The organism is Sutcliffiella sp. NC1, assembly GCF_027594365.1.
Lineage (GTDB): Bacteria > Bacillota > Bacilli > Bacillales > Bacillaceae_I > Sutcliffiella > Sutcliffiella cohnii.
Genome location: NZ_CP115153.1, coordinates 2,905,958 through 2,932,438 on the forward strand (window position 1 = coordinate 2,905,958; position 26,481 = coordinate 2,932,438).

General features: G+C 34.7%; 30 protein-coding genes. All 30 read right to left on the reverse strand.

What is annotated here, in order from left to right; translation table 11 throughout:
• Window positions 1-197: 197 nt before the first annotated feature.
• The 30 genes from rseP to O1A01_RS15295 all read right to left on the reverse strand — a co-directional run bounded on the left by rseP (window position 198) and on the right by O1A01_RS15295 (window position 26,476).
• A complete protein-coding gene (gene rseP / locus O1A01_RS15150; protein ID WP_066413288.1) occupies window positions 198-1,457 on the reverse strand; it encodes an RIP metalloprotease RseP in 1,260 nt (419 codons plus the stop codon).
• Between the two features lie 15 nt (window positions 1,458-1,472).
• Window positions 1,473-2,627 (reverse strand): 1-deoxy-D-xylulose-5-phosphate reductoisomerase, encoded by a 1,155-nt coding sequence (gene dxr / locus O1A01_RS15155; protein WP_066413290.1) that lies wholly within the window; start codon window positions 2,625-2,627, stop codon window positions 1,473-1,475.
• 159 nt (window positions 2,628-2,786) lie between these two features.
• Window positions 2,787-3,578: a phosphatidate cytidylyltransferase gene (locus tag O1A01_RS15160; protein WP_066413294.1), complete on the reverse strand. Its 792-nt coding sequence runs from the start codon at window positions 3,576-3,578 to the stop codon at window positions 2,787-2,789.
• An 18-nt stretch (window positions 3,579-3,596) separates the two neighbouring features.
• Entirely contained in the window at window positions 3,597-4,367 is a 771-nt protein-coding gene (locus tag O1A01_RS15165) for an undecaprenyl pyrophosphate synthase (protein ID WP_066413301.1), read from the reverse strand.
• A 141-nt stretch (window positions 4,368-4,508) separates the two neighbouring features.
• On the reverse strand, window positions 4,509-5,066 hold the full coding sequence (gene frr, locus O1A01_RS15170; protein WP_066413303.1) for a ribosome recycling factor: 558 nt from the start codon (window positions 5,064-5,066) through the stop codon (window positions 4,509-4,511).
• 1 nt (window position 5,067) lies between these two features.
• On the reverse strand, window positions 5,068-5,790 hold the full coding sequence (pyrH, locus tag O1A01_RS15175; protein WP_066413305.1) for a UMP kinase: 723 nt from the start codon (window positions 5,788-5,790) through the stop codon (window positions 5,068-5,070).
• A gap of 120 nt (window positions 5,791-5,910) precedes the next feature.
• Complete coding sequence (tsf, locus tag O1A01_RS15180) at window positions 5,911-6,792, reverse strand: translation elongation factor Ts (RefSeq protein WP_066413307.1); 882 nt, start codon at window positions 6,790-6,792, stop codon at window positions 5,911-5,913.
• A 182-nt stretch (window positions 6,793-6,974) separates the two neighbouring features.
• Window positions 6,975-7,682, reverse strand: coding sequence for a 30S ribosomal protein S2 (rpsB, locus tag O1A01_RS15185; protein WP_066413309.1), 708 nt, complete (start codon window positions 7,680-7,682; stop codon window positions 6,975-6,977).
• A 155-nt stretch (window positions 7,683-7,837) separates the two neighbouring features.
• The gene (locus tag O1A01_RS15190; RefSeq protein WP_270064449.1) at window positions 7,838-8,290 is read right to left on the reverse strand and encodes a DUF6115 domain-containing protein; all 453 of its coding nucleotides are present in this window, start codon (window positions 8,288-8,290) and stop codon (window positions 7,838-7,840) included.
• 3 nt (window positions 8,291-8,293) lie between these two features.
• Window positions 8,294-8,551, reverse strand: a complete 258-nt coding sequence (locus O1A01_RS15195; RefSeq protein ID WP_066413315.1) for a hypothetical protein — start codon at window positions 8,549-8,551, stop codon at window positions 8,294-8,296.
• Between the two features lie 40 nt (window positions 8,552-8,591).
• Complete coding sequence (locus tag O1A01_RS15200; protein WP_270064450.1) at window positions 8,592-9,356, reverse strand: FliA/WhiG family RNA polymerase sigma factor; 765 nt, start codon at window positions 9,354-9,356, stop codon at window positions 8,592-8,594.
• Window positions 9,357-9,421: 65 nt separating this feature from the next.
• Window positions 9,422-9,916, reverse strand: coding sequence for a chemotaxis protein CheD (locus O1A01_RS15205; RefSeq protein ID WP_066413321.1), 495 nt, complete (start codon window positions 9,914-9,916; stop codon window positions 9,422-9,424).
• Window positions 9,916-10,539, reverse strand: coding sequence for a chemotaxis protein CheC (locus tag O1A01_RS15210; protein WP_066413324.1), 624 nt, complete (start codon window positions 10,537-10,539; stop codon window positions 9,916-9,918). The genes O1A01_RS15205 and O1A01_RS15210 overlap by 1 nt, the downstream gene beginning before the upstream one ends.
• 11 nt (window positions 10,540-10,550) lie before the next feature.
• Complete coding sequence (locus O1A01_RS15215) at window positions 10,551-11,000, reverse strand: chemotaxis protein CheW (protein ID WP_412766293.1); 450 nt, start codon at window positions 10,998-11,000, stop codon at window positions 10,551-10,553.
• A 79-nt stretch (window positions 11,001-11,079) separates the two neighbouring features.
• Entirely contained in the window at window positions 11,080-13,098 is a 2,019-nt protein-coding gene (locus O1A01_RS15220; RefSeq protein WP_270064451.1) for a chemotaxis protein CheA, read from the reverse strand.
• An 11-nt stretch (window positions 13,099-13,109) separates the two neighbouring features.
• Window positions 13,110-14,171: a protein-glutamate methylesterase/protein-glutamine glutaminase gene (locus O1A01_RS15225; protein WP_066413333.1), complete on the reverse strand. Its 1,062-nt coding sequence runs from the start codon at window positions 14,169-14,171 to the stop codon at window positions 13,110-13,112.
• Between the two features lie 12 nt (window positions 14,172-14,183).
• Entirely contained in the window at window positions 14,184-15,053 is an 870-nt protein-coding gene (locus tag O1A01_RS15230) for a MinD/ParA family protein (protein ID WP_270064452.1), read from the reverse strand.
• A complete protein-coding gene (flhF, locus tag O1A01_RS15235; protein WP_270064453.1) occupies window positions 15,050-16,192 on the reverse strand; it encodes a flagellar biosynthesis GTPase FlhF in 1,143 nt (380 codons plus the stop codon). Before flhF ends, O1A01_RS15230 begins: the two co-directional genes overlap by 4 nt.
• Window positions 16,189-18,228: a flagellar biosynthesis protein FlhA gene (gene flhA, locus O1A01_RS15240; RefSeq protein WP_270064454.1), complete on the reverse strand. Its 2,040-nt coding sequence runs from the start codon at window positions 18,226-18,228 to the stop codon at window positions 16,189-16,191. The genes flhF and flhA overlap by 4 nt, the downstream gene beginning before the upstream one ends.
• A 27-nt stretch (window positions 18,229-18,255) precedes the next feature.
• Complete coding sequence (flhB, locus tag O1A01_RS15245) at window positions 18,256-19,344, reverse strand: flagellar biosynthesis protein FlhB (RefSeq protein WP_066413344.1); 1,089 nt, start codon at window positions 19,342-19,344, stop codon at window positions 18,256-18,258.
• Window positions 19,345-20,121, reverse strand: coding sequence for a flagellar biosynthetic protein FliR (fliR, locus tag O1A01_RS15250; RefSeq protein ID WP_066413346.1), 777 nt, complete (start codon window positions 20,119-20,121; stop codon window positions 19,345-19,347). It lies immediately after the preceding gene.
• A gap of 1 nt (window position 20,122) precedes the next feature.
• A complete protein-coding gene (fliQ, locus tag O1A01_RS15255) occupies window positions 20,123-20,392 on the reverse strand; it encodes a flagellar biosynthesis protein FliQ (protein WP_066413348.1) in 270 nt (89 codons plus the stop codon).
• Window positions 20,393-20,407: 15 nt separating this feature from the next.
• The gene (fliP, locus tag O1A01_RS15260) at window positions 20,408-21,073 is read right to left on the reverse strand and encodes a flagellar type III secretion system pore protein FliP (RefSeq protein ID WP_066413351.1); all 666 of its coding nucleotides are present in this window, start codon (window positions 21,071-21,073) and stop codon (window positions 20,408-20,410) included.
• Window positions 21,066-21,743, reverse strand: coding sequence for a flagellar biosynthetic protein FliO (locus O1A01_RS15265; protein WP_270064455.1), 678 nt, complete (start codon window positions 21,741-21,743; stop codon window positions 21,066-21,068). The genes fliP and O1A01_RS15265 overlap by 8 nt, the downstream gene beginning before the upstream one ends.
• A gap of 11 nt (window positions 21,744-21,754) precedes the next feature.
• Entirely contained in the window at window positions 21,755-22,117 is a 363-nt protein-coding gene (locus O1A01_RS15270; RefSeq protein ID WP_066413358.1) for a response regulator, read from the reverse strand.
• Window positions 22,118-22,133: 16 nt separating this feature from the next.
• Window positions 22,134-23,309 carry a flagellar motor switch phosphatase FliY gene (fliY, locus tag O1A01_RS15275; RefSeq protein ID WP_066413363.1) on the reverse strand — a complete coding sequence of 392 codons (1,176 nt, stop codon included), beginning with the start codon at window positions 23,307-23,309 and terminating at the stop codon, window positions 22,134-22,136.
• Window positions 23,302-24,300 carry a flagellar motor switch protein FliM gene (fliM, locus tag O1A01_RS15280; protein ID WP_270064456.1) on the reverse strand — a complete coding sequence of 333 codons (999 nt, stop codon included), beginning with the start codon at window positions 24,298-24,300 and terminating at the stop codon, window positions 23,302-23,304. The genes fliY and fliM overlap by 8 nt, the downstream gene beginning before the upstream one ends.
• Window positions 24,301-24,333: 33 nt before the next feature.
• On the reverse strand, window positions 24,334-24,765 hold the full coding sequence (gene fliL, locus O1A01_RS15285) for a flagellar basal body-associated protein FliL (protein ID WP_066413368.1): 432 nt from the start codon (window positions 24,763-24,765) through the stop codon (window positions 24,334-24,336).
• Window positions 24,752-24,967 carry a flagellar FlbD family protein gene (locus O1A01_RS15290; RefSeq protein WP_270064457.1) on the reverse strand — a complete coding sequence of 72 codons (216 nt, stop codon included), beginning with the start codon at window positions 24,965-24,967 and terminating at the stop codon, window positions 24,752-24,754. The genes fliL and O1A01_RS15290 overlap by 14 nt, the downstream gene beginning before the upstream one ends.
• 36 nt (window positions 24,968-25,003) lie before the next feature.
• The gene (locus O1A01_RS15295) at window positions 25,004-26,476 is read right to left on the reverse strand and encodes a flagellar hook-basal body complex protein (protein WP_333482913.1); all 1,473 of its coding nucleotides are present in this window, start codon (window positions 26,474-26,476) and stop codon (window positions 25,004-25,006) included.
• Window positions 26,477-26,481 lie beyond the last annotated feature (5 nt).

Here is a 26,481-nt window from a genome sequence, read left to right on the forward strand (position 1 = left end):
ACTAGTTGTCCCATTTATTGTACACTATTTTAGCTATGTTGAACTAATATTTTATCGAAACTTCTTCCACTTCACTAGTTTTTCGACAAATTACCGCATTTTTTCATCCGGAATACGAATTTTTTTGTCTAATAGACTTAATCAACAACAAGAAAGAACTTGCATCTAAAAAAGATGCAAGTATCTTGTTAATCATTTTATAAGAAGAATCGTTGAATATCATTCCAAGTCACGACAAGCATTAGTAGCATTAATAGTGCAAATCCAATTAAGTGTACTAAACCTTCTTTATGTCGATCAATTGGTTTTCCTCTAACAGCTTCTACCGCGAAAAACATTAACCTTCCACCGTCTAGTGCAGGAATAGGTAATAAGTTAATAATACCAAGGTTAATACTTAATACAGCCGCCCATCTCATTAATAAAAAGATACCAGACTCTGCGACAACTTCTGTAGATTTATATATACCAACAGGTCCGGAGAGCATATCGATTGAAAATTGCCCTGTAACTAATTTTCCTACACCGATAATAATTTCTTTCGTCCACGTATACGTCTCAACTCCTGCTCTAGGAATTGCTGTTACAATCGATTTTTCCATCGGCATGTATACACCGATAATACCTCTAGTTTCACCATCTACTTCATCAGCTTTTGGTGTTACAGGAATATTCATAGATTGCCCGTTACGTTCAATATGGAATAATAATTCTTCACTAGGGCTAGCCTGAATGATCGCGACTATCTCTTCCCATGTAGAAACTGTTGTGTCATTAATAGCAATAACAGTATCGTCCTTTTGGAAACCTGCAGCTAACGCAGGTCCATCTGGTGTTAAATCCCCTAACTTCGCCTCGTTCACAGGATAGCCATGGACAATACCGAGAAAAGCAAAAATGATAAATGCTAAAACGAAGTTCATCATTGGACCAGCAAAAATAGCCATTGTACGTTGCCATAATGTTTTTGATGCAAACTGACGTTTATAAGGAGCAATTTGCACTTCTTGTCCGTCAACAATAAAATACGATTCATCACTAACTTTATATAAGGTTAATGTTTCTTCATCACTAAGCTCGTAACCTTTAATAATCATTTCATGCTCAAGATCTGCATGTTCGACTTCTATTATTTTTGCATCTGGATATTTATCTTTATTGTTAATAACAACTTTATTAACTTCACCCTGCTCATTAAATAAGAGGCCAACGTGATATCCAGCCTTTACATCAATCATTTCTGGGTCTTCCCCAGCCATTCTAACAAAACCACCAATCGGTAATAAACGGATCGTATAAACGGTTTCGTTTTTCTTAAAAGAAAACACTTTTGGTCCAAATCCTATAGCAAACTCTCTACATAAAATACCTGCACGTTTCGCAAATATTAAATGTCCCCATTCATGAACAAAAACTAACACTCCAAAAATAATAATAAAAGAAATAACTGTTTCCACGTGGTTCCTCACCTCTTATTCAAATAGTGAACGAACAAACTCCCTAGTTTCTTTATCAACGTCTTGAATAGTTGGTAAATCTGGGTTTTGTAAAACTTGATGTCTGTTCATAGCTTGTGCAATGAAACTTTCAATCGTTAAAAAGTCAATTTGTTTATTCAAAAATGCAGATACAGCTATTTCATTTGCTGCATTTAATACGGTAGGTAAAGTACCACCTATCTTTCCAGCTTCAAACGCAAATTGTAAACAACGATATCGCTCAAAATTAGCTTGTTCAAAATGCAGCCGTCCAATATCGGCCAAACTTAATCGATTACCAGCTTCGTATGGAAGTCTATCTGGATAGGTTAAAGCGTAGCGTATAGGTACCCTCATATCTGGGGTGCCTAGTTGCGCAATAATACTTGTATCATGGAATTCTACCATTGAATGAATAATGCTTTCTCTATGTAGAAGAACATTTATGCGGTCATACGGAATGTTAAATAACCAGTGAGCCTCAATTACCTCTAATCCCTTATTCATCATCGTGGCAGAATCTATCGTTATTTTAGCTCCCATCGACCAGTTTGGGTGTTGTAAAGCTTCATCAACCGTAACTCCGACTAACTGCTCTCTCGTTTTATCACGGAAGCTTCCACCAGAGGCTGTAATGATTAAAGAATGTATATTTTTTTCTCGCTCACCTTGTAAACATTGAAAAATTGCGGAATGTTCACTATCCACAGGAAGGATGTCCACATCATTTTTCTTTGCAGCCTCCATTACGAGGTGTCCTGCAGTAACTAAAGTTTCTTTATTTGCTAATGCAATGGTTTTTTTACATTCTATTGCTTGTAATGTTGGTATTAAACCTACGCTTCCGACCACAGCATTAACTAATATATCAGCTTCTTGTATCGTTGCTACCGCTAGGTTTCCTTCTTCTCCATACAAAATTTCTACATGCTGGGAAGAAGAGGTTTTTGTTTTTAATTCTTTCCACGCATCCATATCATTAACAGATACTAGTTTTGGTGAAAATTCTTTAATAATTTCTATAGCCATTTGTACATTCGTTCCGACACTAAAAGCTATCAGTTCAAAATGTTCTGGATGTTGTCGAATGACATCCAATGTTTGGGTACCGATAGAACCTGATGCACCCAATAAACTAATTCGTTTCACTTTTGTGAACTCCTCTCTCTCTTTAAAACATGAAAGGTAATAATAGAATAGAAAATAAGCTCCGCAATAGTTAGACCTTCTTGTCCGTTTCTTCCGTTACAAACAAAAATCTTTACACTATGTGTGTGGGCATGGTCCAATTTTTTACTTACATGATGTCTACGCTAAAAATCTATGTAAAAAATGGAGAATAGGAAGGATGAATAGTAGACTATCGAATCTGTCTAAAATTCCACCATGGCCAGGTAATAAACTTCCTGAATCTTTCACGTCGTAATGTCTCTTTAAACCAGATTCTACCAAATCCCCAATTTGTCCAAAAATGGACAGTAATATAGCTAAAATTATGATAACGACAAGGGGTTCATCAAAATTTACTAGAAAGTAAAAACCTGTAGCTACTATTACCGCACAAAAAATCCCACCTAAAGAACCTTCTATCGTTTTATTTGGACTTATTTCTGGCCATAATTTATTTTTACCAATTGATCTCCCAATAAAATAAGCTCCTGAATCCGTAGTCCAAATAACAAATAAAGCAAAAATTAGATAGATAATGCCTAGTTCTCTTGTCTCAATTAAATAATAAAATCCAAGACCAACATAAATAATAGATAACAAACTAAATCCTACATCATCGAATGAAAATTTATTTTTTGTAATGACTGTATACGTCAGAAATAGTAATACCGCAATCAAAACTAATTCGAGTTTAGATAACTTGATGTATTCATGCAGTTGGAAACTGCTCGGTATTAATAAAAACCATAAAAGTAAAAGACTTATTATTCCTGGTACACTAGTCAGACCTATTTTTTTCATACGAAATGCTTCAAATAAACCGACTGTTGCCATTAAATATACTAGAATCACAAAAGGAAGGCCACCATATATTGCGATCGGTAAAAAAATAGCACCAGCTACTATTGCTGTAATAATCCGTTGTTTCATTTTATGTTCCACACCTTCTTATATACCACCAAATCTTCTTCCTCGTTTCTGAAAAGTGGCAATTGCTCTATATAACTCTTGTTCACTGAAATCTGGCCATAATACATCTGAAAAATAAAACTCTGTATATGCTAGCTGCCATAACATAAAATTGCTCAATCTTAATTCTCCACTTGTTCGAATAAGCAAATCAGGATCAGGGAGTGCATGACTATATAAGTAACCGCTAAACAAACTCTCGTTTATTTCAGATTCTATTATTTTTCCATTTTTAACATCATCCACTATGTTTCGGACTGCATGAACTATTTCATCTCGACTACCATAGTTTAATGCAAAATTTAATGTGAGTCCCGTATTATGCTTTGTTTCTTCGATTGCCTTATCCACAGCATTAAGTGTATGATTCGGAATGGCATCTCTGTTTCCCATCAATTGAACTTTTACATTTTTTTCTACCAATTCTGGAAGAAAAGTACTTAAAAACTCTTCTGGTAATTTCATTAAATATTCAACTTCCATTTTAGGGCGTTTCCAATTTTCAGTTGAAAATGCATACATCGTTAATGCTTTTACCCCTAGCTCATTAGCACAAATTGTAATCTTCCGTACCGTTTTCATTCCTTCATGATGGCCCGCAATTCTAGGTAATGCTCTTTTTTGAGCCCACCTACCATTACCATCCATAATAATAGCAATATGTTCTGGTACAGGCATTTGAAGAATATCTTCTTTGCTATAATTTCCAGAGGGTTCTTTGCCTCTCCATTGTTGTATTTTTTTCAGCATAAAAATCCTCCAATGAGATAAATAAATCAAGAGTTTTTTTGTTTTTACTCTTCATTCTATTTATAGTAACAGTATTAACAAAAAAACCCCCTGTAATCATTAGAGGGTCTTTTTACTTCTTCTATTTTACAACTAATTAGCTTATACTTCCATTATTTCTTGTTCTTTTTCTTTAGTTAATTTATCAATTTTTGCCACATGGTCATCTGTTAGCTTTTGAATGTCTTCTGTGAAGCTACGTAATTCATCCTCCGTAATATCTCCACTTTTCTCTAGCTTCTTAAGGTCATCATTACCGTCACGACGGATGTTACGGATACCTACTTTCGCTTCTTCTGCATATTTTTTGACTACTTTTGTTAAATCTTTACGTCTTTCTTCTGTTAAAGCAGGAATAGAAATACGAAGTACAGAACCGTCATTTGTAGGATTTAAACCTAAGTCTGATTTCATTATTGCTTTTTCAATATCTCCAATAGAAGACTTATCATATGGTTGAATTACTAATAATCTAGCTTCAGGAACGTTTATAGAAGCTAGTTGATTAACAGGTGTAGGTGCACCGTAGTAATCTACTGTAATTTTATCTAAAAGATTTGCACTAGCACGTCCAGCACGAACACTTGCTAGCTCTCGCGAATAAGCTGCAATTGCCTTTTCCATTTTTTCTTTTACTGAAGAAATTACTTGTTTACTCATGTTATTTCCCCCTCACTATTGTACCAATATTTTCACCTAATACTGCTCGTTTAATATTTCCTTCTTCCATAATAGAGAAGACGATGATTGGAATATCATTGTCCATACATAATGATGATGCAGTAGAATCCATAACTGCTAAACCTTCACGTAAAACATCTAAATAAGATAATGTTTCATATTTAGTTGCTGTAGCATCAATTGTTGGATCTGCACTATATACACCATCAACATTGTTTTTAGCCATTAGAATAACATCCGCTTCTATTTCCGCTGCACGTAATGCTGCCGTTGTATCAGTAGAAAAGTATGGATTCCCAGTACCTGCTGCAAAAATTACTACTCTTTTCTTTTCTAAATGACGAATTGCTTTTCTTCTTATGTAAGGTTCCGCTACTTGTCTCATTTCAATTGAGGTTTGTACTCTCGTTTCAACCCCAAATGTTTCCAAGCTGTCTTGTAATGCTAATGAGTTCATCACAGTTGCTAGCATGCCCATGTAATCAGCCGTAGCACGATCCATGCCCATTTCGCTACCAACTTTTCCTCTCCAAATGTTTCCACCACCAACAACTACAGCAACTTCAACACCTAGTTCAGCTAATTCTTTAACTTGACTAGTTACAGATTTGATGACAGTTGGATTAATTCCAAACCCTTGATCACCTGCAAGAGCTTCTCCACTTAACTTTAATACGACGCGTTTATATTTTGCTTGAGCCATTTTTACCTCCACTTTAATAAAAGGATATTGTTAATAGATAGTCTTCCCATAAATAAATAGGAAAAGTATTTCTTAAAAAAGGGAACACATGGAGTGTTCCCTATATAAACATTGTTCCTCTTATTTTTTAACTTGGCTCATTACTTCTTCAGCAAAGTTATCTTGACGTTTTTCGATACCTTCTCCAACCTCATAACGTACAAATGATTTTACTGTACCTCCAACACTCTTTACAAAATCACGTACTTTTTGATCTGGGTTTTTAACGAAAGGCTGATCAAGTAGGCAAATATCTTGGAAATATTTGCTAAGGCGACCTTCTACCATTTTCGCAACGATATTTTCTGGTTTACCTTCATTTAATGCTTGTTGAGTTAAAATTTCACGCTCACGTTCAGTTTCTTCTGCAGAAACTTCGTCACGAGAAACATATTTAGGGTTGATTGCCGCGATATGCATTGCAACGTCTTTAGCTGCTGCTTCATCAGTTGTACCTTCTAATACAGTTAATACACCGATACGTCCACCCATGTGTAAGTAAGAACCAAAAGAATCAGCATCATTTTTAGTAACTACTACGAAACGACGTAACGTAAGTTTCTCACCAATTTTTGCAATTGCACTATTAATATGAGCTTCAACAGTGTTGCCATTGTCCATTGTTGCAGTTAAAGCTTCTTCAACTGTAGCTGGTTTATTCGCAAGTAGGAATTGACCTAGCTCACCAATTAATGTTTTGAAACCTTCGTTTTTTGCAACGAAATCAGTTTCAGAGTTCACCTCTAAAATAACTGCTTCATTTCCGTTTGTCACAACTGCAGTTAAACCTTCAGCAGCGATACGATCAGCTTTTTTAGCAGCTTTCGCAATACCTTTTTCACGTAAGTAATCAATAGCTTGGTCCATATCACCATTTGTTTCAGTTAGTGCTTTTTTACAATCCATCATTCCAGCACCTGTTTTTTCACGTAATTCTTTTACCATTTGAGCAGTAATTGCCATTAGTAAATCCTCCTTCAATTATGTATAAGAGATGGCTTCAACCACCTGCATTGTAACACTAGATTTTTCATTACATATATGTTCCCAAAGAATAGTATGCCATACGAATGTTCTTTGAAACAATTTTTTTCAAAAAAAGGTGATAAAAGGCTATACCCTCTTATCACCTTTTTGGTTCATCATTAAGCAGTAGTTGTTGCTGTCTCTTCACCTTGTTTAGCTTCTAAGATAGCATCTGCCATTTTACCAGTTAATAATTTCACAGCACGAATTGCATCATCGTTAGCTGGAATTACAACATCGATTTCGTCTGGATCACAGTTAGTGTCTACGATACCAACGATAGGAATGTTTAATTTTTTTGCTTCAGCTACAGCAATGCGCTCTTTACGTGGGTCAATGATGAATAATGCATCAGGTAGCTCTTTCATATCTTTAATACCGCCTAAGAACTTCTCAAGACGCTCTAACTCTTTGTTTAACATAACAACTTCTTTTTTAGGTAGTACATCAAATGTACCATCTTCACGCATTTTTTCGATTTGTTTTAAACGAGAAATACGTTTTTGAATTGTTTCGAAGTTAGTTAAAGTACCACCTAACCAACGTTGGTTAACGAAGTACATTCCAGAACGCTCAGCTTCTTCTTTAACAGAATCTTGAGCTTGTTTTTTTGTACCAACGAAAAGAATTGTTCCGCCGTTACCAGCTAATTCTTTCACAAACTTGTAAGCTTCTTCAACTTTTTTCACAGTTTTTTGTAGATCGATAATGTAAATACCGTTACGCTCTGTGAAAATATATTTTTTCATTTTTGGGTTCCAACGACGTGTTTGGTGCCCGAAGTGTACACCAGCTTCTAAAAGCTGTTTCATAGAAATTACTGACATGTTTTTTCCTCCTGAATGGTTTTTTTATCCTCCGCTTATCTCATCTTTGAACAGAACTGAATATTCAGCACCATTGCTCAAATTAATAAACGTGTGTATTTATAACACCGAGGTTAAATATATCACAACAATATATAAGATTTCAAGTCAAAATTCTAATTCTGTCGAAATTTCAATAATAATTCTATTTCTGTTTTGCCTTTACCTAACTTTTGAGCGATGTCATCAATAGAATATCCATTATTCTTTAATTCCTTTGCTTGCTCATACGTACTTAAAGGTTGTGAATGCTCGTCATATTGTAATAATTCTTTTAAATCTTCACTTTTCGTTGCATGTTCTCTGTAAACGAACGAATTTTGTTGTATTACATTTTCTTTATCTGAATGATGTTCCCTCGCACTGTTTGTAGATAGTTTTTTTAATAATCTTTCATTATCTTCTTTTAATTCATACACAAAACTACTAATTGTTTCTTCCGCTTCCTTTAATAGTTGGCGATATTCGTTTTCAAGAGAATGCATTTTCGACATTTTCGTATATAAAATAAAAAACAATAAAATCGCTGTTAAGCCTATTATTAAATTTATAATAAATAAAAATAGCATAATTTAACCTCTTAAATCAAAATGATTCCCTTTGTGCGGATGTCGTTCAAAAGGTTGTTTTGTTTGGGTAGAAGAAGTATTTTCTTTTTCTTCACTCTTTATAACATTAACTTTCTTTCGCTTAATTTCATCCTGTTTTTTCTTCTGCTCAGCTATGTGGGCTTGAATTACCATTCCGTGGTTATTATGCTGAGTTTGAATTTTACCTAAATCGACTGTTCGATGAAGTGCTACCTGGAGTTCAACTAATTTAATACCCACATTTTCACATCCTAATCTTCACACGTTTTTGCCAAACAGTTTACTCTTTAACTGTAAGCTCTTTCCGTAGCTTAAATAGTGCTCTTGAATGAATTTGTGATATTCTTGAAGTTGTTAACCCTAACACTTGTCCAATTTCTGTTAATGTTAATTCTTCTTGATAAAATAAACTAACTACTAGTTGTTCATTTTCAGATAATCCACTTATTTTTTCGGCTAAGGATTGTAGCATCTCCTCTTTAATTAAGTGGTCGTCTGGTTGAATTGCACGATTATCTTTTAATGAGTACGAGGAAGGGGAAGACTCATCCATATCTTTAGGAATTTCATCAATTGATAAGACGTTAGCAAAGAACACTTCATTCATAGTGGACGCAATTTCATCTTGTGGTATTTTTAATTCTGTTGCTATCTCATCTAATGTAACGCTATTACGAGTAGACTGCTCGATTTTTTCTATTGTTGCCTCAATTTTTTTTGCCTTTTCCCTCACACTTCTAGGAAGCCAATCTTCTTTTCGTAGCCCATCAATAATGGATCCTCTAATTCGGAAAGAGGCATAAGTATCGAACTTCAAGTCTCGGGATTGATCGAATTTTTCAATCGCATCATACAATCCTATCAACCCAAAACTTCTTAATTCATCTTTACTTACGTTTTTTGGCAGTCCTACCGCTAATCTTTGTACATGATATTGAACAAGGGGCAAATATTTTTTTACGATATAATTCCCAGCATCCGGGTCTCTTTTTTGTTTCCAAAGATCCCAATAGTGCTGGTCTTTGCTTGAAGAAACTGTTGCCATCCTTGGTTACCTCCCTATAATTTAGAGCAAGACTCCTTTTGCTTTTAGCCATTGTATAACTGTATTTATATATACGTAACACCTTTATTAACTGTTTTAATCATTAATTTTTCGGAGGCTGGGTTAAATTCTATCGTTCTACCGCTATTCCCACCACAATCTTCTCCGAGAATAGGGATACTATGCTCTAGTAATTTATCTTTTACTGCCTCTACATTTCTTGGACCGATACGTAACGTATCATTACTGTGCTGAAATTGGAACATTTGTGCGCCACCAGAGATTTTAGCACGCAAATCTCTTTTTTTAGTTCCTTTATCCAATAAAAGGTTAACTAGAGCATCAATACCTGTATCTGCATATTTACTATGGTTAAAATCTGTTGTTCTAGCTAGCGTAGAACTCGGCAGCATAACATGAACCATACCTGCTATTGAATGAGCATATAACACGACACCTACACAGGAGCCTAATCCAGAAGTTCTAATAACTCCAGGAGAAACAACATAATTAATGTCCGCAATACCTACCTTAACAATTACACGTTCTACTGTAACCATTACTTGACACCTAAAGTCCTCATTATTTTTTCTAAACTTTCTTGATACGGAATTAAAAAGAAATGACCTTTAGCTTGATGTATAGAATCGTCTGTAATTTCCTCTAGCCTTGTATCAATAAAAATAGCATGGTCACTATCTTCCGAAACTTGTAATAGTCCTTCTGTAACTATAGCACCAACCATATCAATCGCTACTATTGGGACAGAAGGAGTACATTTTTGACCAATACTATTTGAAATGGCTGATAAGTAATGTGCGGCAATTATATTTCCTAATTCTTGCAAGGCAGATATAGCCATTTCTTCGTATTGAAATTTTTCAAAATTTGTAGTTGGGTCATGTGTTAATTGTTGAACAAATCGAGTAGCATCCTCTAGAGATAATACAAAAAATAAACTACCCTCAATTTCACCTTCCATTTTTAGAAAGACGGCAGCTACCGGTCTTTCAGCTCCTCCAATTAAATCCATAATTTCGTTAAAGGAAACTATTTTAGCAGTAGGTACATTCATTTTAATTTTTTTGTTTAACAATAATGAAAGTGCTGTTGCAGCATTACCCGCTCCAATATTACTGAGCTCTTTCAACACATCCATTACTGAATCATCATAAGTATTCATTGTTTCAAACCCTAATTTTGTATTTCGTCTTTCTTCAGTATTTGCTCCAAATCTAAATAAACATATAAAGAGTTATTAAAGTTTATAACACCTTTTATATACTCTAGATCGACCGAACCTACTACACTAGAAGGATGTTCAATATTTTCCTCTAATATATCTATTACATCGTTAGCTGCATCTACAATAAATCCGACTTCTATATCATCAAAAATCGTTATTAATATACGTGTAGTGTTCGTATATTCTTTCTCTTCGATGTTAAAACGCGTTCTAAAATCGATAATTGGTGTAATAACCCCACGTAAGTTAACTACACCTTTAACATATGGAAGTGCATTTGGTACTCTAGTAATTGGAAGCACTTTTTCAATAGATTTCACTTGATTGACCGGGATCACATATTGCTCATTATTTAATTCAAATGCGATTAGTTTCTCTCCAACCTGCGCCATACTCATCCGCCTCTCCTCCATTCCTTCATTTAATTGTTGACTGTTTATTTGGCTCTATCAAAGTTAGTTTAAGTCTATAAACCTATTAATTAATTAACGTATTACAGTCTACAATTAGTGCTACTTGTCCATCACCTAATATAGTGGCACCTGAAATAGCAAATGTGTGATTTAAATATTGTCCAAGAGACTTTAACACTACTTCTTGCTGCCCAATAAAGGAATCTACGACCAAACCAGCAAGTTTCTCTCCTTTTTTCACAATTACGATAGAGGACAATTCACTGTTGCAGTCATCCACCTTGGATACATCAAATACTCGATCTAAAAATACTAGTGGCACAACCTTTCCTCTAAATTGAACAACTTGTTGACCGTGAACATGTTGAATTTCACTGTTATTAATAATAGCTGTTTCAATAATAGAAGAAAGGGGAATTGCGTACTTTTCAGCGCCTACTTCTGTTAATAGAATAGAAATAATCGATAACGTTAAAGGTAATTGAATTGAAAAAGTCGTTCCGTTCCCTTCTTCAGAGTCTATCGATATCGTTCCGCCTAACGATTCAATCGTACTTTTAACAACATCAAGTCCGACACCGCGACCTGAAATGTCTGATATTTTGTCTGCAGTAGAAAATCCAGATGATAGGATTAATTGGTACACTTCCTTATCCGTTAATGTTTCACTTTTCTCTTTTGACAAAATACCTCTTTCAATAGCTTTTTCAAGTACTTTTGTTTTACTAATACCTGAACCGTTATCTTTTATTTCAATGAAAACATGATTACCACTATGGAATGCACGTAATATAATTTGACCTTCTTCCTCTTTCCCGTTTTGCCTTCTTATGTCTGGCATTTCTACTCCATGATCTACTGCATTTCGAATTAAATGTACTAACGGATCACCAATTTCATCAATAACCGTTCGATCTAGCTCTGTTTCTGCACCAATAATTTGAAAATCTATTTTTTTACCTAAATCGCGGGCAAGCTGTCTTATCATTCTTGGGAAACGATTAAAGACTGTTTCAATTGGAACCATACGCATATTTAGAATAATATTTTGTAAATCGTTTGAAATTCTAGACATTCTTTCTACTGTTTCTTGGAGTTCTGTTACCTTTAAATCTTTTGAGATTTGCTCTAATCTACCACGATCAATAACTAACTCTTCAAACAAATTCATTAATACGTCTAATCGATCAATGTTTACTCTAATCGTTTTATTTGATGCTACTTTTTTAGTGGTTGATTTCTTTTCTTCATTAACAACTACATCTGTTACCGCAACTTCTGTTATCGCTTGTGTAATTTCTTCTACTGCAACATTAGAACCTTCTTTTTCATTTTCTTGAAGTTGTTTAACGTTTATAACTTGTATATCAACCTTTTCTACTTCTGATACTTTAAAAATTCTTTGTTGTATACTTTCTTCTGAGTCTTTAGAAACGATAGTAATTGTAAAAAAATTATCAAAATTCTCTTCTTCTAATACTTCAACCGGTGGATCTGACTTAATTACTTCACCTAGTTTTTCTACCACTTCAAAAACCATAAAAACTCTAGCAGCTTTTAACATACAATCATCTCGTAACGTTACCGTCACCTCGTAAGGGAAATACCCTTGCTCTTCTGATTGTTCTAAGATTGTAAGTTCATAAGAATCGTAATTTGTACTAGTGCTATTATTTTCACTAGTATTGCTTACTTCAACGGCTTCTCCGCTTACAATTTGGTTTAATAAAGCTACAACTTCCGTTACATCTTTTTTCCCGTCGCCGCCACCTGCTATCGATGTTACCATTTCTTCTAAATATTCAACGGAAGAGAAAACAACATCTAAAAGAGTTGAGGATGGAGCAATTTTTTCATTCCGAATGCCGTCTAATACGTTTTCCATATGGTGGGTAAGACTAGCTAAATCTTCAAACCCCATCGTCGCAGACATCCCTTTTAGCGTGTGAGCAGATCGAAATATTTCATTTACAATTTCTAGACTTTCTGGGCTTTTTTCTAAAAGTAGTAACTGATCGTTTATTGACTGTAAGTGCTCTTTACTTTCTTCAATAAAGATATCTAAATATTGGTTGAGTTCCATTTTCAGCACCCCTAAATATATTTCAATATAGTATTCGTAACATGTTGCAAGTGTACAATTTCGTCTACTTTTCCAGTTTGGATTGCAGCTTTCGGCATACCGAATATAACGGAAGATTCCTCAGATTCAGCTATAATAACTGTACTTTCATCATTTTTTTTTAATTGAAGGATTCCATCTGTACCATCAGTTCCCATCCCTGTCATCACTACAGCTATTTTTTTGTAGTTTCTTAGTAGACTTAGAGAATAAAAGAGTTTATTGACTGAAGGTCGATGCCCTTTGAATGGTTCTGTTTCACTTAACTGAATAGTTAAGTCACCAAATTGTTCAGCCACTTCCATATGTAGCCCCCCCGGAGCAATATACGCTGTACCTTTTTCTACTTTTTGACCATGCACTGCTTCAACAACAGTTATTTCACTTACAGAATTTAATCTGTTTGCTAAAGATTTTGTAAAATGAGGTGGCATATGTTGAACGATAAATATAGGTGCCACTGTTTGTTTTGGGAGTGAGCATAATATTTCTTGTAATGCTCTTGGACCTCCAGTAGATGTGCCTATTCCTATAATTGTATTATCGACTTTACCGTTAAAAACTTTTAGGTATTTTTTACTATTTTCACTTTTTGTTCTTTCTGTTTTTTGTGAATTTTTTTTTGGTGGTATTACAGTAGAAGCTAAAAGAACTTTTTCTATTAATTCCTCCTTCACCTTATATAAGTCTAGTGATATAGAACCAGAAGGTTTTGGAATAAAATCAATCGCACCTAATTCCATTGCTTTTATTGTATTTACAGCTCCTGACTCAGTCGTACTAGAGAGCATAATGACAGGCAGTGGATTATGTGTCATTATGTTTTCTAACGTACTAAGACCATCTAAAACCGGCATTTCCACATCCAATGTAACAACATCTGGAGAAAACTCATTAATTTTTTCTAATGCTTCTTGTCCATTTTTAGCAGTCGCGACGACACTAATTTGTGGATGTGCGTTTAGAAAATCGGAAATAATTTTCCTCATGAAGAGAGAGTCGTCTGTTACTAATACTTTTACCATTTTATTCATGCTGTCACTACCCTACCTCTCAAAGAAAAGATGAAAAAGTTTCGATATCATCGGTGTATCTGTTTTCGATGTTATCCTTCCCTCGTGTGCGAATGAAGTAGCTATATTAGTAATCGCTTTGCTAGCGTTACATTTCGGATAAGCCAATAAGAACGGAGTTTGTTCCATAACCGATTTTGTTACATACCGATCATCTGGAACAGATCCTAAAAATCCAATTTCTTTTTGGAGGAACTTTCTGCTCACAGATTGAATACGATAAAACGTTTTGTCAGCGAGTTTCCTTTCAAAAACTTTATTTACTACAATAGATAGTGGAATTTCGTTGTTAGAAATTGTAATAATTTTCAATGCAGCATAAGCATCTGTAATAGAGGTTGGCTCACACGTAGTAACAACTACAATTTCATCCATTGCAAGAAGTAGCTTTAAGTTTTCTTCTGTCATACCAGCACCCATATCAAAAAGTAAATAGTCATAATGAATAGCCTCATTTTGAAGCTCTTTTAACAAATGTTGTACCGTTTCTTTATCCATTTTAAATATTTCTGCTAAGCCTGAGCCCCCAGGTATATACGATAAGCCTTCAGGTCCTTTTTGGATAACGTCACGAAGACTTTTCCCATTATTTAAAAGGTCAATAATGGAACCGAAACTAGATTTACCCATGAGAACATCTATATTTGCCATACCAATATCAAAATCTATCAATAGAACAGAAAAACCAGCTTTTTGAAGTGATAAGGAAAAGTTTAGGGAAAAATTAGATTTCCCTACTCCTCCTTTACCACTAATAATTGCTAATGTCCTGTATTTTTTGAAATGGAGTTTATTATTTTTTGTTACTATTTTTTCTCTCAGTGATGCTGCTTGGTCGTTCATTTAGATAACCCTTCTCGCAAATATGATGTCCACTCTGCCGATGTAATTTTTTTAATATCTTCTGGTACTGCTTGCCCTTCTGTAATGTAGGAAATTTGTTTTTCATATTTTTTCATTAACGCAAACATTGTACCGGCCGCTGATGTTTCATCTATTTTTGTTAATATATAAGCGTCAAATGGAAGTTGTAAAAATTGTTCCGTTATTTTCTCCATATCGGCAAATTTAGATGTTAAGGATAGTACTAAGTACGTTTCCATCTCATTGTTAAAATCAATCGTTTTTCTTAAATCTTTTATAAATTCATCTTTTAAATAGTTTCTTCCAGCAGTATCAATAAAGATAATATCTAAATGGGCTAACTTTGCTTTTGCTTTTTGAAAATCTTCACCGTTATAACAAACTTCTAATGGTGCATCTAAAATATTGGCATACGTTTTTAACTGTTCAATTGCAGCAATTCGATACGTGTCTGTAGTAATAAATCCGACCTTTTTATTTTCGTGCAAAGTAGCGTGAGCAGCTAATTTGGCAAGGGTAGTTGTTTTACCCACTCCAGTCGGTCCTACTAAGCAAACGTATTTCTTTTTTAAACTTTCCTGGTTATCGATAACTGGAATTAAACTTTCCTGTACATAGTTATCTACTAAAGTGATTAACGAACGATAATTGTTTTTTTCGTCTTCCGTTACTTCATCTATAATAAAACTCATAATTTCTTCTACAAATTGATTTGGAAGATCTATGTTTAGTAACTTTTCTTCCAACTGTATCATCGGTTCCGTCCATAGCTGTTTTTTTGGTTGGTTTTTCTCAATACTTTTTAACATTTTCTTCATTTCAGCAACGTTTTTTAATAAATCATTTTGAACCTCACCGTTATCAGGAATAGTTACAGCTTCTTTTACAATAGAAGTAGATTTATGTTCGGTAGGTTTTCTTTTTTGTTTAATTGAATCTATCGACGTAATTTCATCAATTGCAGCAATGACCTCGAACTGTTTTTTCGTTAGAAATCCGAAAAATCGAGAGCTATGTACCGCTTTTGAGTTTAAAATAACCGCATCATTTCCAAGCTCCTGTCGAACTAGCCTCATTGCTTCTGCCATTGAATTAGCTTTAAATTTTTTTACTCTCATTCGTTCATGTTCACCACCCCAATACTTTGAACCTCTACACTTGCTTCTAGCTCGTTATATGATAAAACTGGAACTTGTTGAAGGTATCTTTCGATTAGTTGCTTTACATACATTCTTACCGCTGGAGAGCAAAGTAAAATTGGAGTTTGTCCATAAATGTTAAATTGGTCCATTTGTTCCGCGACCTTTTGCACAACTTCCATTGACGTGTTTGGATCTAAACTAAGGAAATTCCCGTGTTCTGTTTGTTGAATATGATCCGCAATTAATTTTTCAATTTTACCTGAAAGGGTTACAACCTTTAACGTATCTCCAGGGACAACGTATTGGTTTGTAATTTGTTTATTTAGAGCCTGTCGAACATATTCTGTTAGTAGATCTGTATCAACCGTCACTTTTCCGTAATCGGCTAATACTTCAAAAATCACTGGTAAATTTCGAATAGAAACATTTTCTTTTAACAGTTTAGCAAGTACTTTTTGTACATCTCCTATGTTCAACGGAGTTGGCGTTACTTCTTCTACTAAAATAGGACTAGTTTCCTTTAAATGGTCAATCAATTGTTTTGTTTCTTGACGACCTAATAACTCGTGAGCATGTTGTTTAATTTTTTCTGTTATATGTGTTGATACAACGGACGGAGGATCTACAACAGTATATCCATACATTTCCGCTTCATCTTTTGTATCTTCTGATATCCATTTAGCTGGTAAGCCAAACGATGGCTCAATCGTATCGATTCCCTCAATAGATTCTTCTTCTACCCCAGGACTCATTGCTAAATAATGATCTAGCAACACTTCTCCTCTCGCTACTTCGCTTCCTTTTATTTTTAACCTGTACTCATTAGGTTGTAATTGTATATTATCTCTTATTCTCACTACAGGTATGACAAGTCCTAGTTCCAGTGCTAATTGACGTCTAATCATGACAATACGATCTAGCAAATCTCCACCTTGCTTCGAATCCGCTAGTGGTATTAGTCCGTAACCAAACTCAAATTCAATCGGATCAACCGAAAGTAAATTCACGACACTATCTGGGCTTTTCAGCTCGTCTGTCACTATTTCTTCTTCAATAATCTCCTCTTGTATCTCTTCTCTTTGTTTTGATCTGGAGATGAAGAATCCTCCAATTCCTAATGCCAAAGCGATCGGAGTTGTTAAAATCGGTTCAATCGGTGTACCTATACCTAGTAGAAAAATAGTTCCACTAGCAACATAAAGCATTTTAGGATAGGCAAATAACTGCGATGTAATGTCTGTTCCTAAATTACCATTTGAAGCTGCACGAGTAACAACAATACCTGTTGATGTTGCAATTAAAAGAGCTGGAATTTGCGAGACAATTCCATCTCCAACCGTAAGCATCGTAAACTTAGCAGCTGCTTCTCCAAACGATAAGTCTAACTGAATCATTCCGATTACTATACCGAAAATAATATTTATAAAAACGATGATAATACCTGCGATCGCGTCCCCTTTTACGAACTTACTTGCACCGTCCATTGCTCCATAAAAGTCTGCTTCTTTCGATATTTTCTCACGTCGTTCACGAGCGGATTGCTCCGAAATAAGTCCAGCATTTAAATCGGCATCAATTGCCATTTGCTTTCCTGGCATCGCGTCAAGTGTGAATCGAGCAGCAACTTCTGATACACGTTCCGCCCCTTTTGTAATGACAACAAATTGGATTATGACAAGAATGATAAATACGACTAAACCGACAATCACACTCCCACCTACTACGAAGGTTCCAAACGTTTCTACTACACTACCTGCATCCCCTTTACTTAATATAGACCTTGTAGTAGAAACATTTAGACCTAAACGGTAAAGAGTTAATAGTAGTAAAAGGGACGGAAAAATAGAAAATTGTAACGGTTCTTGAACATTCATCGTTGTAAGTAAAACAACTAAGGCAAGGGAAATATTAATAATAATAAGTATACTTAATATCCATGCTGGAAATGGAACGATTAACATCGCAACGATAAGTATTACACTAAGTAATACAGATAAATCTCTTGCTGACATTTATTACCTCACCTTTCAATAAACAACTCATTTAACTTGATTTTTAAGACGATACACATACGCTAATATTTCAGCAATTGCTTGGAAGTACTCTTCTGGAATGGGATCTCCTATTTCTGTTTGACTATATAAAGCCCGTGCTAACGGCTTGTTTTCAACAATTGTAATATTATGACTTTTTGCAACTTCACGTATTTTTAATGCAATAAAGTCTACTCCTTTAGCTATTACATAAGGAGCATCCATTTTATCTCCATCATATTTTAAACAAATAGCAAAATGAGTCGGATTTGTTATAATAACATCTGCTTTTGGTACATCCGCCATCATTCTTTGCATGGCCATTTCTCTTTGCTTTTGCTTTATTTTGGATTTAATTAACGGATCACCTTCCGATTTCTTATACTCGTCTTTAATATCTTGTTTTGACATTCTAATGTTTTTTTCGTGATCGTATCTTTGATAAAAATAGTCAAAAACAGATAAAAATAGAAGAGCCGCACCTGCAAACAGACCCATTTGAACGGTCATTCTACCTAAAAAGGCTAAAGCGGCATGAACACTTTGTTGTGAGAGCTTTAACAATTCATAAACACTAAACCACAGAATAGAAAAAGCAACTAACCCTACAAATAATATTTTTAATAAAGATTTTACTAACTCAACTAAAGCTCGTACTGAATAGATCCGTTTAAAACCTTGAATAGGGTCCAACTTATTTAATTTCATTTTTATTGCTTCAGGAGCAAACAACGTTCCAACCTGTAGATAGTTCGCAACAATTGCACTAACGATAGCGGCCAACATAATTGGACCAAGTACGACAAACAATTTTCCTAATATATCTAAAAAGATTAAATGAACATTTTGTATAGTGATGGTTTCATGCATATATACTTGAAAAGAATGTTTAAATAGATTCATAAGACTATCTTTCATGAAAGGACCAATGGCAAATAAAGTTAGAAAAACCCCTAACAATACGATAGCTGTGTTCACATCAGAACTTTTAGCAACTTGTCCTTTTTTTCTCGTATCTTGCCTTTTTTTCGGAGTTGCTTTCTCTGTTTTTTCTCCGGCAAAAAACTGCAAATCTAGCTTTAATTGATGAACCATCTACATTCCTCCAAGTAAATCCATTAAACCTCTCATAGCATAAAGCATCATTTCAAACAAGTTATAAATGAGTGAAAAGAGTATCGTAAAAGATACTAAAATTGCTATAAAACTAACACCTATTTTTAACGGTAAACCGACAACAAATACATTTAGTTGTGGAACTGTTCTAGCCACAATACCAAGAGCTACATCAACTAAAAAAAGTGCTCCCACTATTGGAATAGCTAATTGAAAGGCTACGAGAAACATCGTATTCACAACTTGAACTACAAATTCTAGTACATTCTCATCGGACATTGGTAACGAACCTTGCGTTAAATCTATTAATTGATAACTATAAAAAATCCCGTCAATCATTAAGTGATGTCCATTTACCGATAGTAATAGTAGCAATGCAAAAATATAAAAATATTGCCCGATAATTGGACTTTGTGCCCCTGTTTGTGGATCTATGACGTTTGCAATCGCAAACCCCATTTGAAAATCGATAAATCCACCTGCTATTTGAATGGCCGCCATAATCATATAAGCAATTAGTCCAATTAATAACCCTACTAATAATTCCTTTAAAACAAGTAAAATATAAAAGCCATCTATTTCAATAACGGGCAAGTCTAATGAAAAAGCCATAATTAATGATAAAAAAAATGCAATACCTACTTTAAAATTTGCAGGTACACTCCGATAAGAAAAGAGAGGGAGTGTTACAAAAAAGGTGGTTACCCTCACAAACACTAGCAAAAAGGCTGGAAAATAGTTTAACCAATCGATCATACTAATTCACAAACCGATGAATATTTTCAAAAATATCCATTGCATACGAAAGCATTGTCGTTAACATCCATGGTCCAAATACGACAAGTCCAATTAACACGGCTACAATTTTAGGTATGAATGCAAGTGTTTGTTCTTGTATTTGAGTAGTTGCTTGAAATATACTAACTATTAACCCAACAATTAACGCTAATAGCAATAAGGGTGCACTAATTAAAAGAATGGTATAAACGCCTTTTTCAGCCATCGATATTACAAACTCTGGACTCATCTTTCTTCACCTACTTTAAAATGTTTGCAATAATGATTTAACTACTAAATACCAACCATCCACTAATACAAATAGTAAAATTTTAAAAGGTAACGAGATCATAACTGGGGGTAACATCATCATCCCCATTGACATAAGAACACTCGCAACAACCATATCGATTACTAAAAATGGAATAAAAATCATAAAGCCAATTTGAAATGCTGTTTTCAATTCACTAATTGCAAATGCTGGAACGAGAACGGTCAAAGGGATATCCTCTAACGTTTCTGGACGTTCCATTCCTGTGTAATCCATAAATAGTGCTAAATCTTTTTGTCTAGTATGTTTACTCATAAATTCTTTAATAGGAACGGTCGCTAGCTCATAAGCCTCATCTAACGTAATTTCTTCATTAAATAAAGGGGTTAACGCTTGTTCATTTATTTGACCAAAAGTCGGGGCCATAATAAAAAATGTTAAAAACATAGCCAGGCCAATTAGTACTTGGTTTGGTGGCATTTGTTGAGTAGCTAGAGACGTTCTAACGAAAGATAATACGATAATAATTCTAGTAAAGCTTGTCATCATTATTAATATTGCTGGTGCTATTGATAAAACAGTTAATAGTAATAGAAGTTGTACAGAGGTGGCGACTGTTGAAGCATCATTATTACCTAACGCTTGTAATAAATCATTCATCGTCGTGGACCTTCCTATCTATTGTTTCCATTCTCTTTTTCCTCTCTTGAGAGATATCCCCTAATTGTTTCTTTAAAAGGGAAGAAAACGAAATAGACGGAGCTCCCTTTTCTTCAGTTCCTGTCACCTTACTCCACACTTGCTTAATTGGAACTTTATTTAGTGCAAGATTGCCTTCTGTTCGATCCTTATAAGAATTTAAGATCACTTCTTTTTCCTCTTCATTCGTAATTTCTTTCAGTAGGTTAATAGAATCTCCTACCCCTAATACGAAAATAGAGTCTCCAACTTTTACTAGTTGAACTGATTTATTGTTACCTAACGTTGTACCTCCAACATTAAGTACTGTTTTGCTAGCACCTATCCATTGATTACGCTTATTAATAAAATTCAAAGTAAAGTATAGTAATAGTAAAACAAAACCTAATGTGAGAAACATTTTAATAAAATCCCATGCTGTAATAGTAGGGCTTTCAAACGCTTCTATACGTTCTTCTCCTTCTCTACTTACAGTACTTTCATTAGCTTCCGTCTTTTGATTAGACGGACTCTCCTGATCAAATAATTCATTTAGCATTCCATCTCCCTTTTCTGCACCTAATGCAGAAAAAGGGAAGATGACTAGTAAACTTATAGTAACAATAAAAATTTTACTTATGTGAGCATACAAAGAAGACACCTCTATGATAGTGTTTTATGAATTGCTTCAATAACTCGATCTGCTTGGAAAGGTTTAACAATAAAGTCTTTCGCTCCAGCTTGGATTGCATCAATTACCATTGCCTGTTGCCCCATTGCAGAACACATAATTACTTTCGCATTCGGGTTGATTTGTTTAATTTCTTTTAATGCTGTAATTCCATCCATTTCTGGCATCGTTATATCCATCGTAACTAAGTCCGGATGATGCTCTTTGTATTTTTCAACAGCTTGTACACCATCGGCAGCCTCTGCCACTACATCATATCCATTTTTAGTTAATATATCTTTTATCATCATTCTCATAAATGCTGCATCATCGACAATTAAAATTGTTTTTCCCATTCTTTTTCCTCCTAATTTAGCGTAACTTTTTTATGCGGTCTGTTTGACTTATGATGTCAGTTACTCTTACTCCAAAGCTTTCGTCTATAACAACTACTTCCCCTTGAGCAATTAATTTATTGTTTACTAAAATATCAACTGGTTCACCAGCTAATTTATCTAACTCAATAATAGATCCTGTTGATAGATCTAAAATATCTTTAACTGTTCGTTTTGTTCTTCCTAATTCGACTGTTAAATGGAGTGGAATATCTAGTAACATATTTAGGTTGTTTGATCCTGTTTCTTGAACAGGTCCTTCTGAAAAAGAAGTAAATTCAGCACGTTGAACATTAACGTTTTGTTGTAATGGCGCAGCCTGTGGTTGTGGAACGCTTGTGTGCTGTTCAGGTTGCCTATAGCTCTCGTGTACTACTTCGTTACGATAGTCGGAGCTAGGCTCAGGAGTTACCACTTCATTGTAGTTAGTTACTTTAACCTCTTCCTTAACTACAGGTTCTACCCCTCCAGGATTCAATAATTCCTCTACTAGAGCTTTCGCAAACGGCAATGGTAATACTTGCATAATAGATGAATCAATAAGCGTACCGATTTTTAAATTAAAAGCAACTTTTACAAGCATTTCATCATTCGGAATTTCGTCTTTTCCTTCTCCGACTTTAAAGTCTAATAATAAGACTGATGGTGGCGATATATCTACTTTTTTGGAAAAAACAGTAGACATCGAAGTGGCGGCCGATCCCATCATTTGATTCATCGCTTCTTGGACAGCACTTAAATGAATTTCATCTAATAATTCAGCTGGAGAGTGTCCATTTCCGCCTAACATTAAATCTGCAATAATCGCAGCATCTTTCTGTTCAATTACGAGAATATTCATACCGGAAAAACCATCAGTATAGTTCACTCTTATTGCTACATAAGGTTCCGGAAATTCTGATTCTAACTCTTCTTGATCCACTAATGTAACTTTAGGAGTTGTAATTTCTACTTTTTGATTTAATAAGGTTGATAGAGCTGTTGCTGAACTACCAAAAGAGATATTACCTATCTCTCCAAGGGCGTCTTGCTCCATTTCCGTAAAGTGATCTTGTAAATCTTTTACTTTCGTTAAGAGGGACGTATCGTTATCATCGTTCGTACCTCGAAGTAGCGCATCTATTTCATCTTGTGATAACATGCCTTCATTCATCTTCCCCTACTCCCTCCTCTATTTCTTCTAAAATTTGAACGGCCATTTGTTGATTCAACTTTCCAACTTGCCCTTTAAATGTAGGTTTTTCGTCAACTTTCACGATAATTGGTTGGTCAATTTTTTGTCTTAATGGTAATACATCCCCTACTGACAAGTCTAACAACTCAGAGAAATATATATCAGAACTTCCTAACTCTGCCTTTAATATCAAATGAGTGCCTCTTATTGCCTGCTTTAACGCTGCAATTTCATGGTCTTGTCGTGCCTTTGTTTTTTCTTCCATCCAATAAAGAACAGATAATTTTGGAATAATCGGCTCTAGTACGACATGAGGAATACATATATTAATCATTCCGCTAATTTCACCAATTGTAATATTAAACGAAATGACGACAACTGTCTCGTTAGGTGATACCATTTGTAAAAATTGTGGATTAACTTCTAAATCTGATAAAATCGGATCTACTTTCGCGACAGAATCCCAGGCTTCACCAATATTTTCAATGGCTCCTTCAAATAAGGCGGTCATTAATTTGGTTTCAATCTCTGTTAAACTATCAATTTTGTTATAACTACTACCGCTTCCACCTAGCTGGCGATCTAACATTGCATATGCGATGTTAGGGTTAACTTCCATTACGATTCTTCCTTCTAAAGGTGGTACTTCAAACACATTCAATATCGTCATTTTCGGAATGGAACGAATAAACTCCTCATACGGTAACTGGTCAACGGAAGCGACATTTATTTGAATATATGTTCTAAGCTGCGCAGAAAAGTAAGTCGTTAAACTCCTCGCGAAATTTTCATGTATACGTGTTAAATTACGTATTTGATCTTTAGAGAAACGTAAAGCTCTTTTAAAGTCATATACTCTTACTCTCTTCTCTGCCTGTTCTTTTTTTAATTCCTCTGCGTTCATTTCACCAGTAGAGAGCGCAGATAATAAAGCGTCAATTTCGTTTTGTGACATTACTTCACTTGACATAAAGTCACCTCCTTCTACTACCAATACCTACCATTAATTTTGAAGAAGGAAGGAAGTAATATAAACACTTACTACTTTTCCTTCTTCCATAAATTCATTTAATGCCGTCTCTATTTCCTCTTCAATATTTTGAAGGGATTCTTTACCTGAAAAATCCTTTTTATCTTTATCAGAAATCAAATGAATAATAGTATTACGAATTTGGAAATCTCTTTTTATGAGTTCGTTTTTAGCTTTTTTACTATCTGTTTGTACCTTGAATTGAATTCGTACATAGCCACCATTTTTTAAGTTAGTCGTTATTTCTTCTAAGTCTTGAGAATACTGAAGAATTTCATCAATAGAAGGCTCTCCATCTGTAGGCTTAGCATAAATTTTATCAAGCGTAAAAAAAGCTACAATTCCAAGTAAAGCAATTACAAGAATAATAATCATCATTTTATTTAATAATTTATTTTGGAACATGTGGTCCTCCTATGCCCCTATTTTCATTAATCGATTGATAAAACGAAATGCTAAAGTTCATTACCTCAGCCATTCTTTCCTGTACGATTATCTTTTTTCCGTTTGTTAAAGTGACAACAGTATCTGGGGTTTCTTCTACTTGTTCTATATGCCACGCATTAAGTGCGAATATTTTTCCATTTAACTTTGTTAATTTAATCATTTTTATCGCCTACTAGAAGATATTTTATTTACCTTCTTACCTTTTCAAGTTTACTAGTTCTTGTAAGATTTCATCTGAAGTTGTAATAATACGTGTGTTTGCTTGGAATCCACGTTGCGCTGTTATCATCTCTGTAAATTCTTCGGAAAGGTCAACGTTTGACATTTCTAACGTCCCTGCTACAATTCCTCCAGCTCCATTCGTTCCTGGTGCAAACAATTCACTTAATTGAATACCGTCACCATTTTTATCAATCGAACCCGAGTTATTGGACTGTTGGAATAAGTTTTCTCCAACTCTTTCTAACCCGGCATCATTTGGAAACTTTGCAACCATTAATCGACCAGCAATTTTCAAGCTGCCTAACTGATCAATAAACGATACTGTTCCATCAGAAGAGATACTAAAACTTCTTGCATTTGGTGGAATTTGAATTAACCCTGGGCTACCACTTAGTGAATCCGACCAAGATGGCGATTGAACTAGTTCTGCTTTTGCTACAAAGTTTTCAAAAGTTTGGTAGGCGTTATTTAATGACTCTTTAACTGTTTGTGCATAGTATACAAAATCTTTTAATTCATTTTCATTGGCTTCATCCGAAATAACTTTATCGTATTCTTGTGCAATTGGATCTGATAATTGATACACTAATTCACCTGTGTTACTAATAAATTGAGTAATTGACTCATTAATTGTTTGACCTGCTGTATTAAACTCTTCTAATCTAGGTCCAAATAAATCATAAAACCTATCAAATTCTTCTTTCGCATTATCTCGAGAGTTTTCTGCGGCAGTGGCTGCGGCAGCTAAAATTGGATCAGCTCCTCCAGCCTCTTCGTTTGCCTTTTGTGCGTCCACAAATGTACGTTGTGCCTCTAAATATTTTGATGCTACATCAATAAGTTTGTTCGTATCATTACGGAAATTGCGATACTCTTCAAAGAAGTTTTCAGCAGAGTTTAATGCTGCATTTGATGCATTTATTACAGCTTCGGTTGGTACAGTTTTTTCACCTGTGTCTCCTATTAAATACATTCCGTTCGCATTTACAATATAGCCATTATTATCTAAATAAAAATTTCCAGCCCGCGTATAGTTTAGTGCAACTGAACTATCAATTGCTCCACCTAATATTCTATTATTACCGTAATTTGTATTGGAATCTACGTTTACTCGTGTTACGTCAGCAATCGTACCTACGACAAAGAATCCATCACCAGAAAGCGCTAAATCTAGCGGTCTTGCAGTTGTTTGTAATGACCCCTGTGTTTGAATGCTATCAATAGAAGCTAATGTTGAGCCTAGACCAACTTGGACAGCATTAATTCCACCTCTTCCTCCTGCTGGACCACTAGCGCCTGAAATTTGTTGGACCATCATTTCTTGGAAAGTTGTACGTCCTTTCTTAAAACCGTAAGTATTTACATTAGCGATATTATTTCCAATTACATCTAATTTCGTTTGAAAGTTGCGTAACGCTCCGATACTGGAGTACATGGATCTTAGCATCTTTT

Excerpts from the sequence above, each read along its gene's own strand:
- O1A01_RS15220 (WP_270064451.1), bottom strand. The coding sequence starts at position 13,098 with ATGGAACTCAACCAATATTTAGATATCTTTATTGAAGAAAGTAAAGAG.
- O1A01_RS15205 (WP_066413321.1), bottom strand. The coding sequence starts at position 9,916 with ATGGTTACAGTAGAACGTGTAATTGTTAAGGTAGGTATTGCGGACATT.
- fliL (WP_066413368.1), bottom strand. The coding sequence starts at position 24,765 with ATGTTCCAAAATAAATTATTAAATAAAATGATGATTATTATTCTTGTA.
- fliP (WP_066413351.1), bottom strand. The coding sequence starts at position 21,073 with ATGAATGATTTATTACAAGCGTTAGGTAATAATGATGCTTCAACAGTC.
- O1A01_RS15225 (WP_066413333.1), bottom strand. The coding sequence starts at position 14,171 with ATGAATAAAATGGTAAAAGTATTAGTAACAGACGACTCTCTCTTCATG.
- fliQ (WP_066413348.1), bottom strand. The coding sequence starts at position 20,392 with ATGAGTCCAGAGTTTGTAATATCGATGGCTGAAAAAGGCGTTTATACC.
- O1A01_RS15210 (WP_066413324.1), bottom strand. The coding sequence starts at position 10,539 with ATGAATACTTATGATGATTCAGTAATGGATGTGTTGAAAGAGCTCAGT.
- flhA (WP_270064454.1), bottom strand. The coding sequence starts at position 18,228 with ATGTCAGCAAGAGATTTATCTGTATTACTTAGTGTAATACTTATCGTT.
- fliY (WP_066413363.1), bottom strand. The coding sequence starts at position 23,309 with ATGAATGAAGGCATGTTATCACAAGATGAAATAGATGCGCTACTTCGA.
- O1A01_RS15165 (WP_066413301.1), bottom strand. The coding sequence starts at position 4,367 with ATGCTGAAAAAAATACAACAATGGAGAGGCAAAGAACCCTCTGGAAAT.
- O1A01_RS15230 (WP_270064452.1), bottom strand. The coding sequence starts at position 15,053 with ATGAACGACCAAGCAGCATCACTGAGAGAAAAAATAGTAACAAAAAAT.
- O1A01_RS15215 (WP_412766293.1), bottom strand. The coding sequence starts at position 11,000 with ATGAGTATGGCGCAGGTTGGAGAGAAACTAATCGCATTTGAATTAAAT.
- O1A01_RS15190 (WP_270064449.1), bottom strand. The coding sequence starts at position 8,290 with ATGCTATTTTTATTTATTATAAATTTAATAATAGGCTTAACAGCGATT.
- O1A01_RS15295 (WP_333482913.1), bottom strand. The coding sequence starts at position 26,476 with ATGCTAAGATCCATGTACTCCAGTATCGGAGCGTTACGCAACTTTCAA.
- pyrH (WP_066413305.1), bottom strand. The coding sequence starts at position 5,790 with ATGGCTCAAGCAAAATATAAACGCGTCGTATTAAAGTTAAGTGGAGAA.
- O1A01_RS15270 (WP_066413358.1), bottom strand. The coding sequence starts at position 22,117 with ATGGGAAAAACAATTTTAATTGTCGATGATGCAGCATTTATGAGAATG.
- flhF (WP_270064453.1), bottom strand. The coding sequence starts at position 16,192 with ATGAGAGTAAAAAAATTTAAAGCTAATTCAATGGCAGAAGCAATGAGG.
- fliR (WP_066413346.1), bottom strand. The coding sequence starts at position 20,121 with ATGATCGATTGGTTAAACTATTTTCCAGCCTTTTTGCTAGTGTTTGTG.
- flhB (WP_066413344.1), bottom strand. The coding sequence starts at position 19,344 with ATGGTTCATCAATTAAAGCTAGATTTGCAGTTTTTTGCCGGAGAAAAA.
- frr (WP_066413303.1), bottom strand. The coding sequence starts at position 5,066 with ATGAGTAAACAAGTAATTTCTTCAGTAAAAGAAAAAATGGAAAAGGCA.
- rpsB (WP_066413309.1), bottom strand. The coding sequence starts at position 7,682 with ATGTCAGTAATTTCTATGAAACAGCTTTTAGAAGCTGGTGTACACTTC.
- tsf (WP_066413307.1), bottom strand. The coding sequence starts at position 6,792 with ATGGCAATTACTGCTCAAATGGTAAAAGAATTACGTGAAAAAACAGGT.
- O1A01_RS15200 (WP_270064450.1), bottom strand. The coding sequence starts at position 9,356 with ATGGCAACAGTTTCTTCAAGCAAAGACCAGCACTATTGGGATCTTTGG.
- fliM (WP_270064456.1), bottom strand. The coding sequence starts at position 24,300 with ATGTCAAGTGAAGTAATGTCACAAAACGAAATTGACGCTTTATTATCT.
- O1A01_RS15290 (WP_270064457.1), bottom strand. The coding sequence starts at position 24,967 with ATGATTAAATTAACAAAGTTAAATGGAAAAATATTCGCACTTAATGCG.
- O1A01_RS15160 (WP_066413294.1), bottom strand. The coding sequence starts at position 3,578 with ATGAAACAACGGATTATTACAGCAATAGTAGCTGGTGCTATTTTTTTA.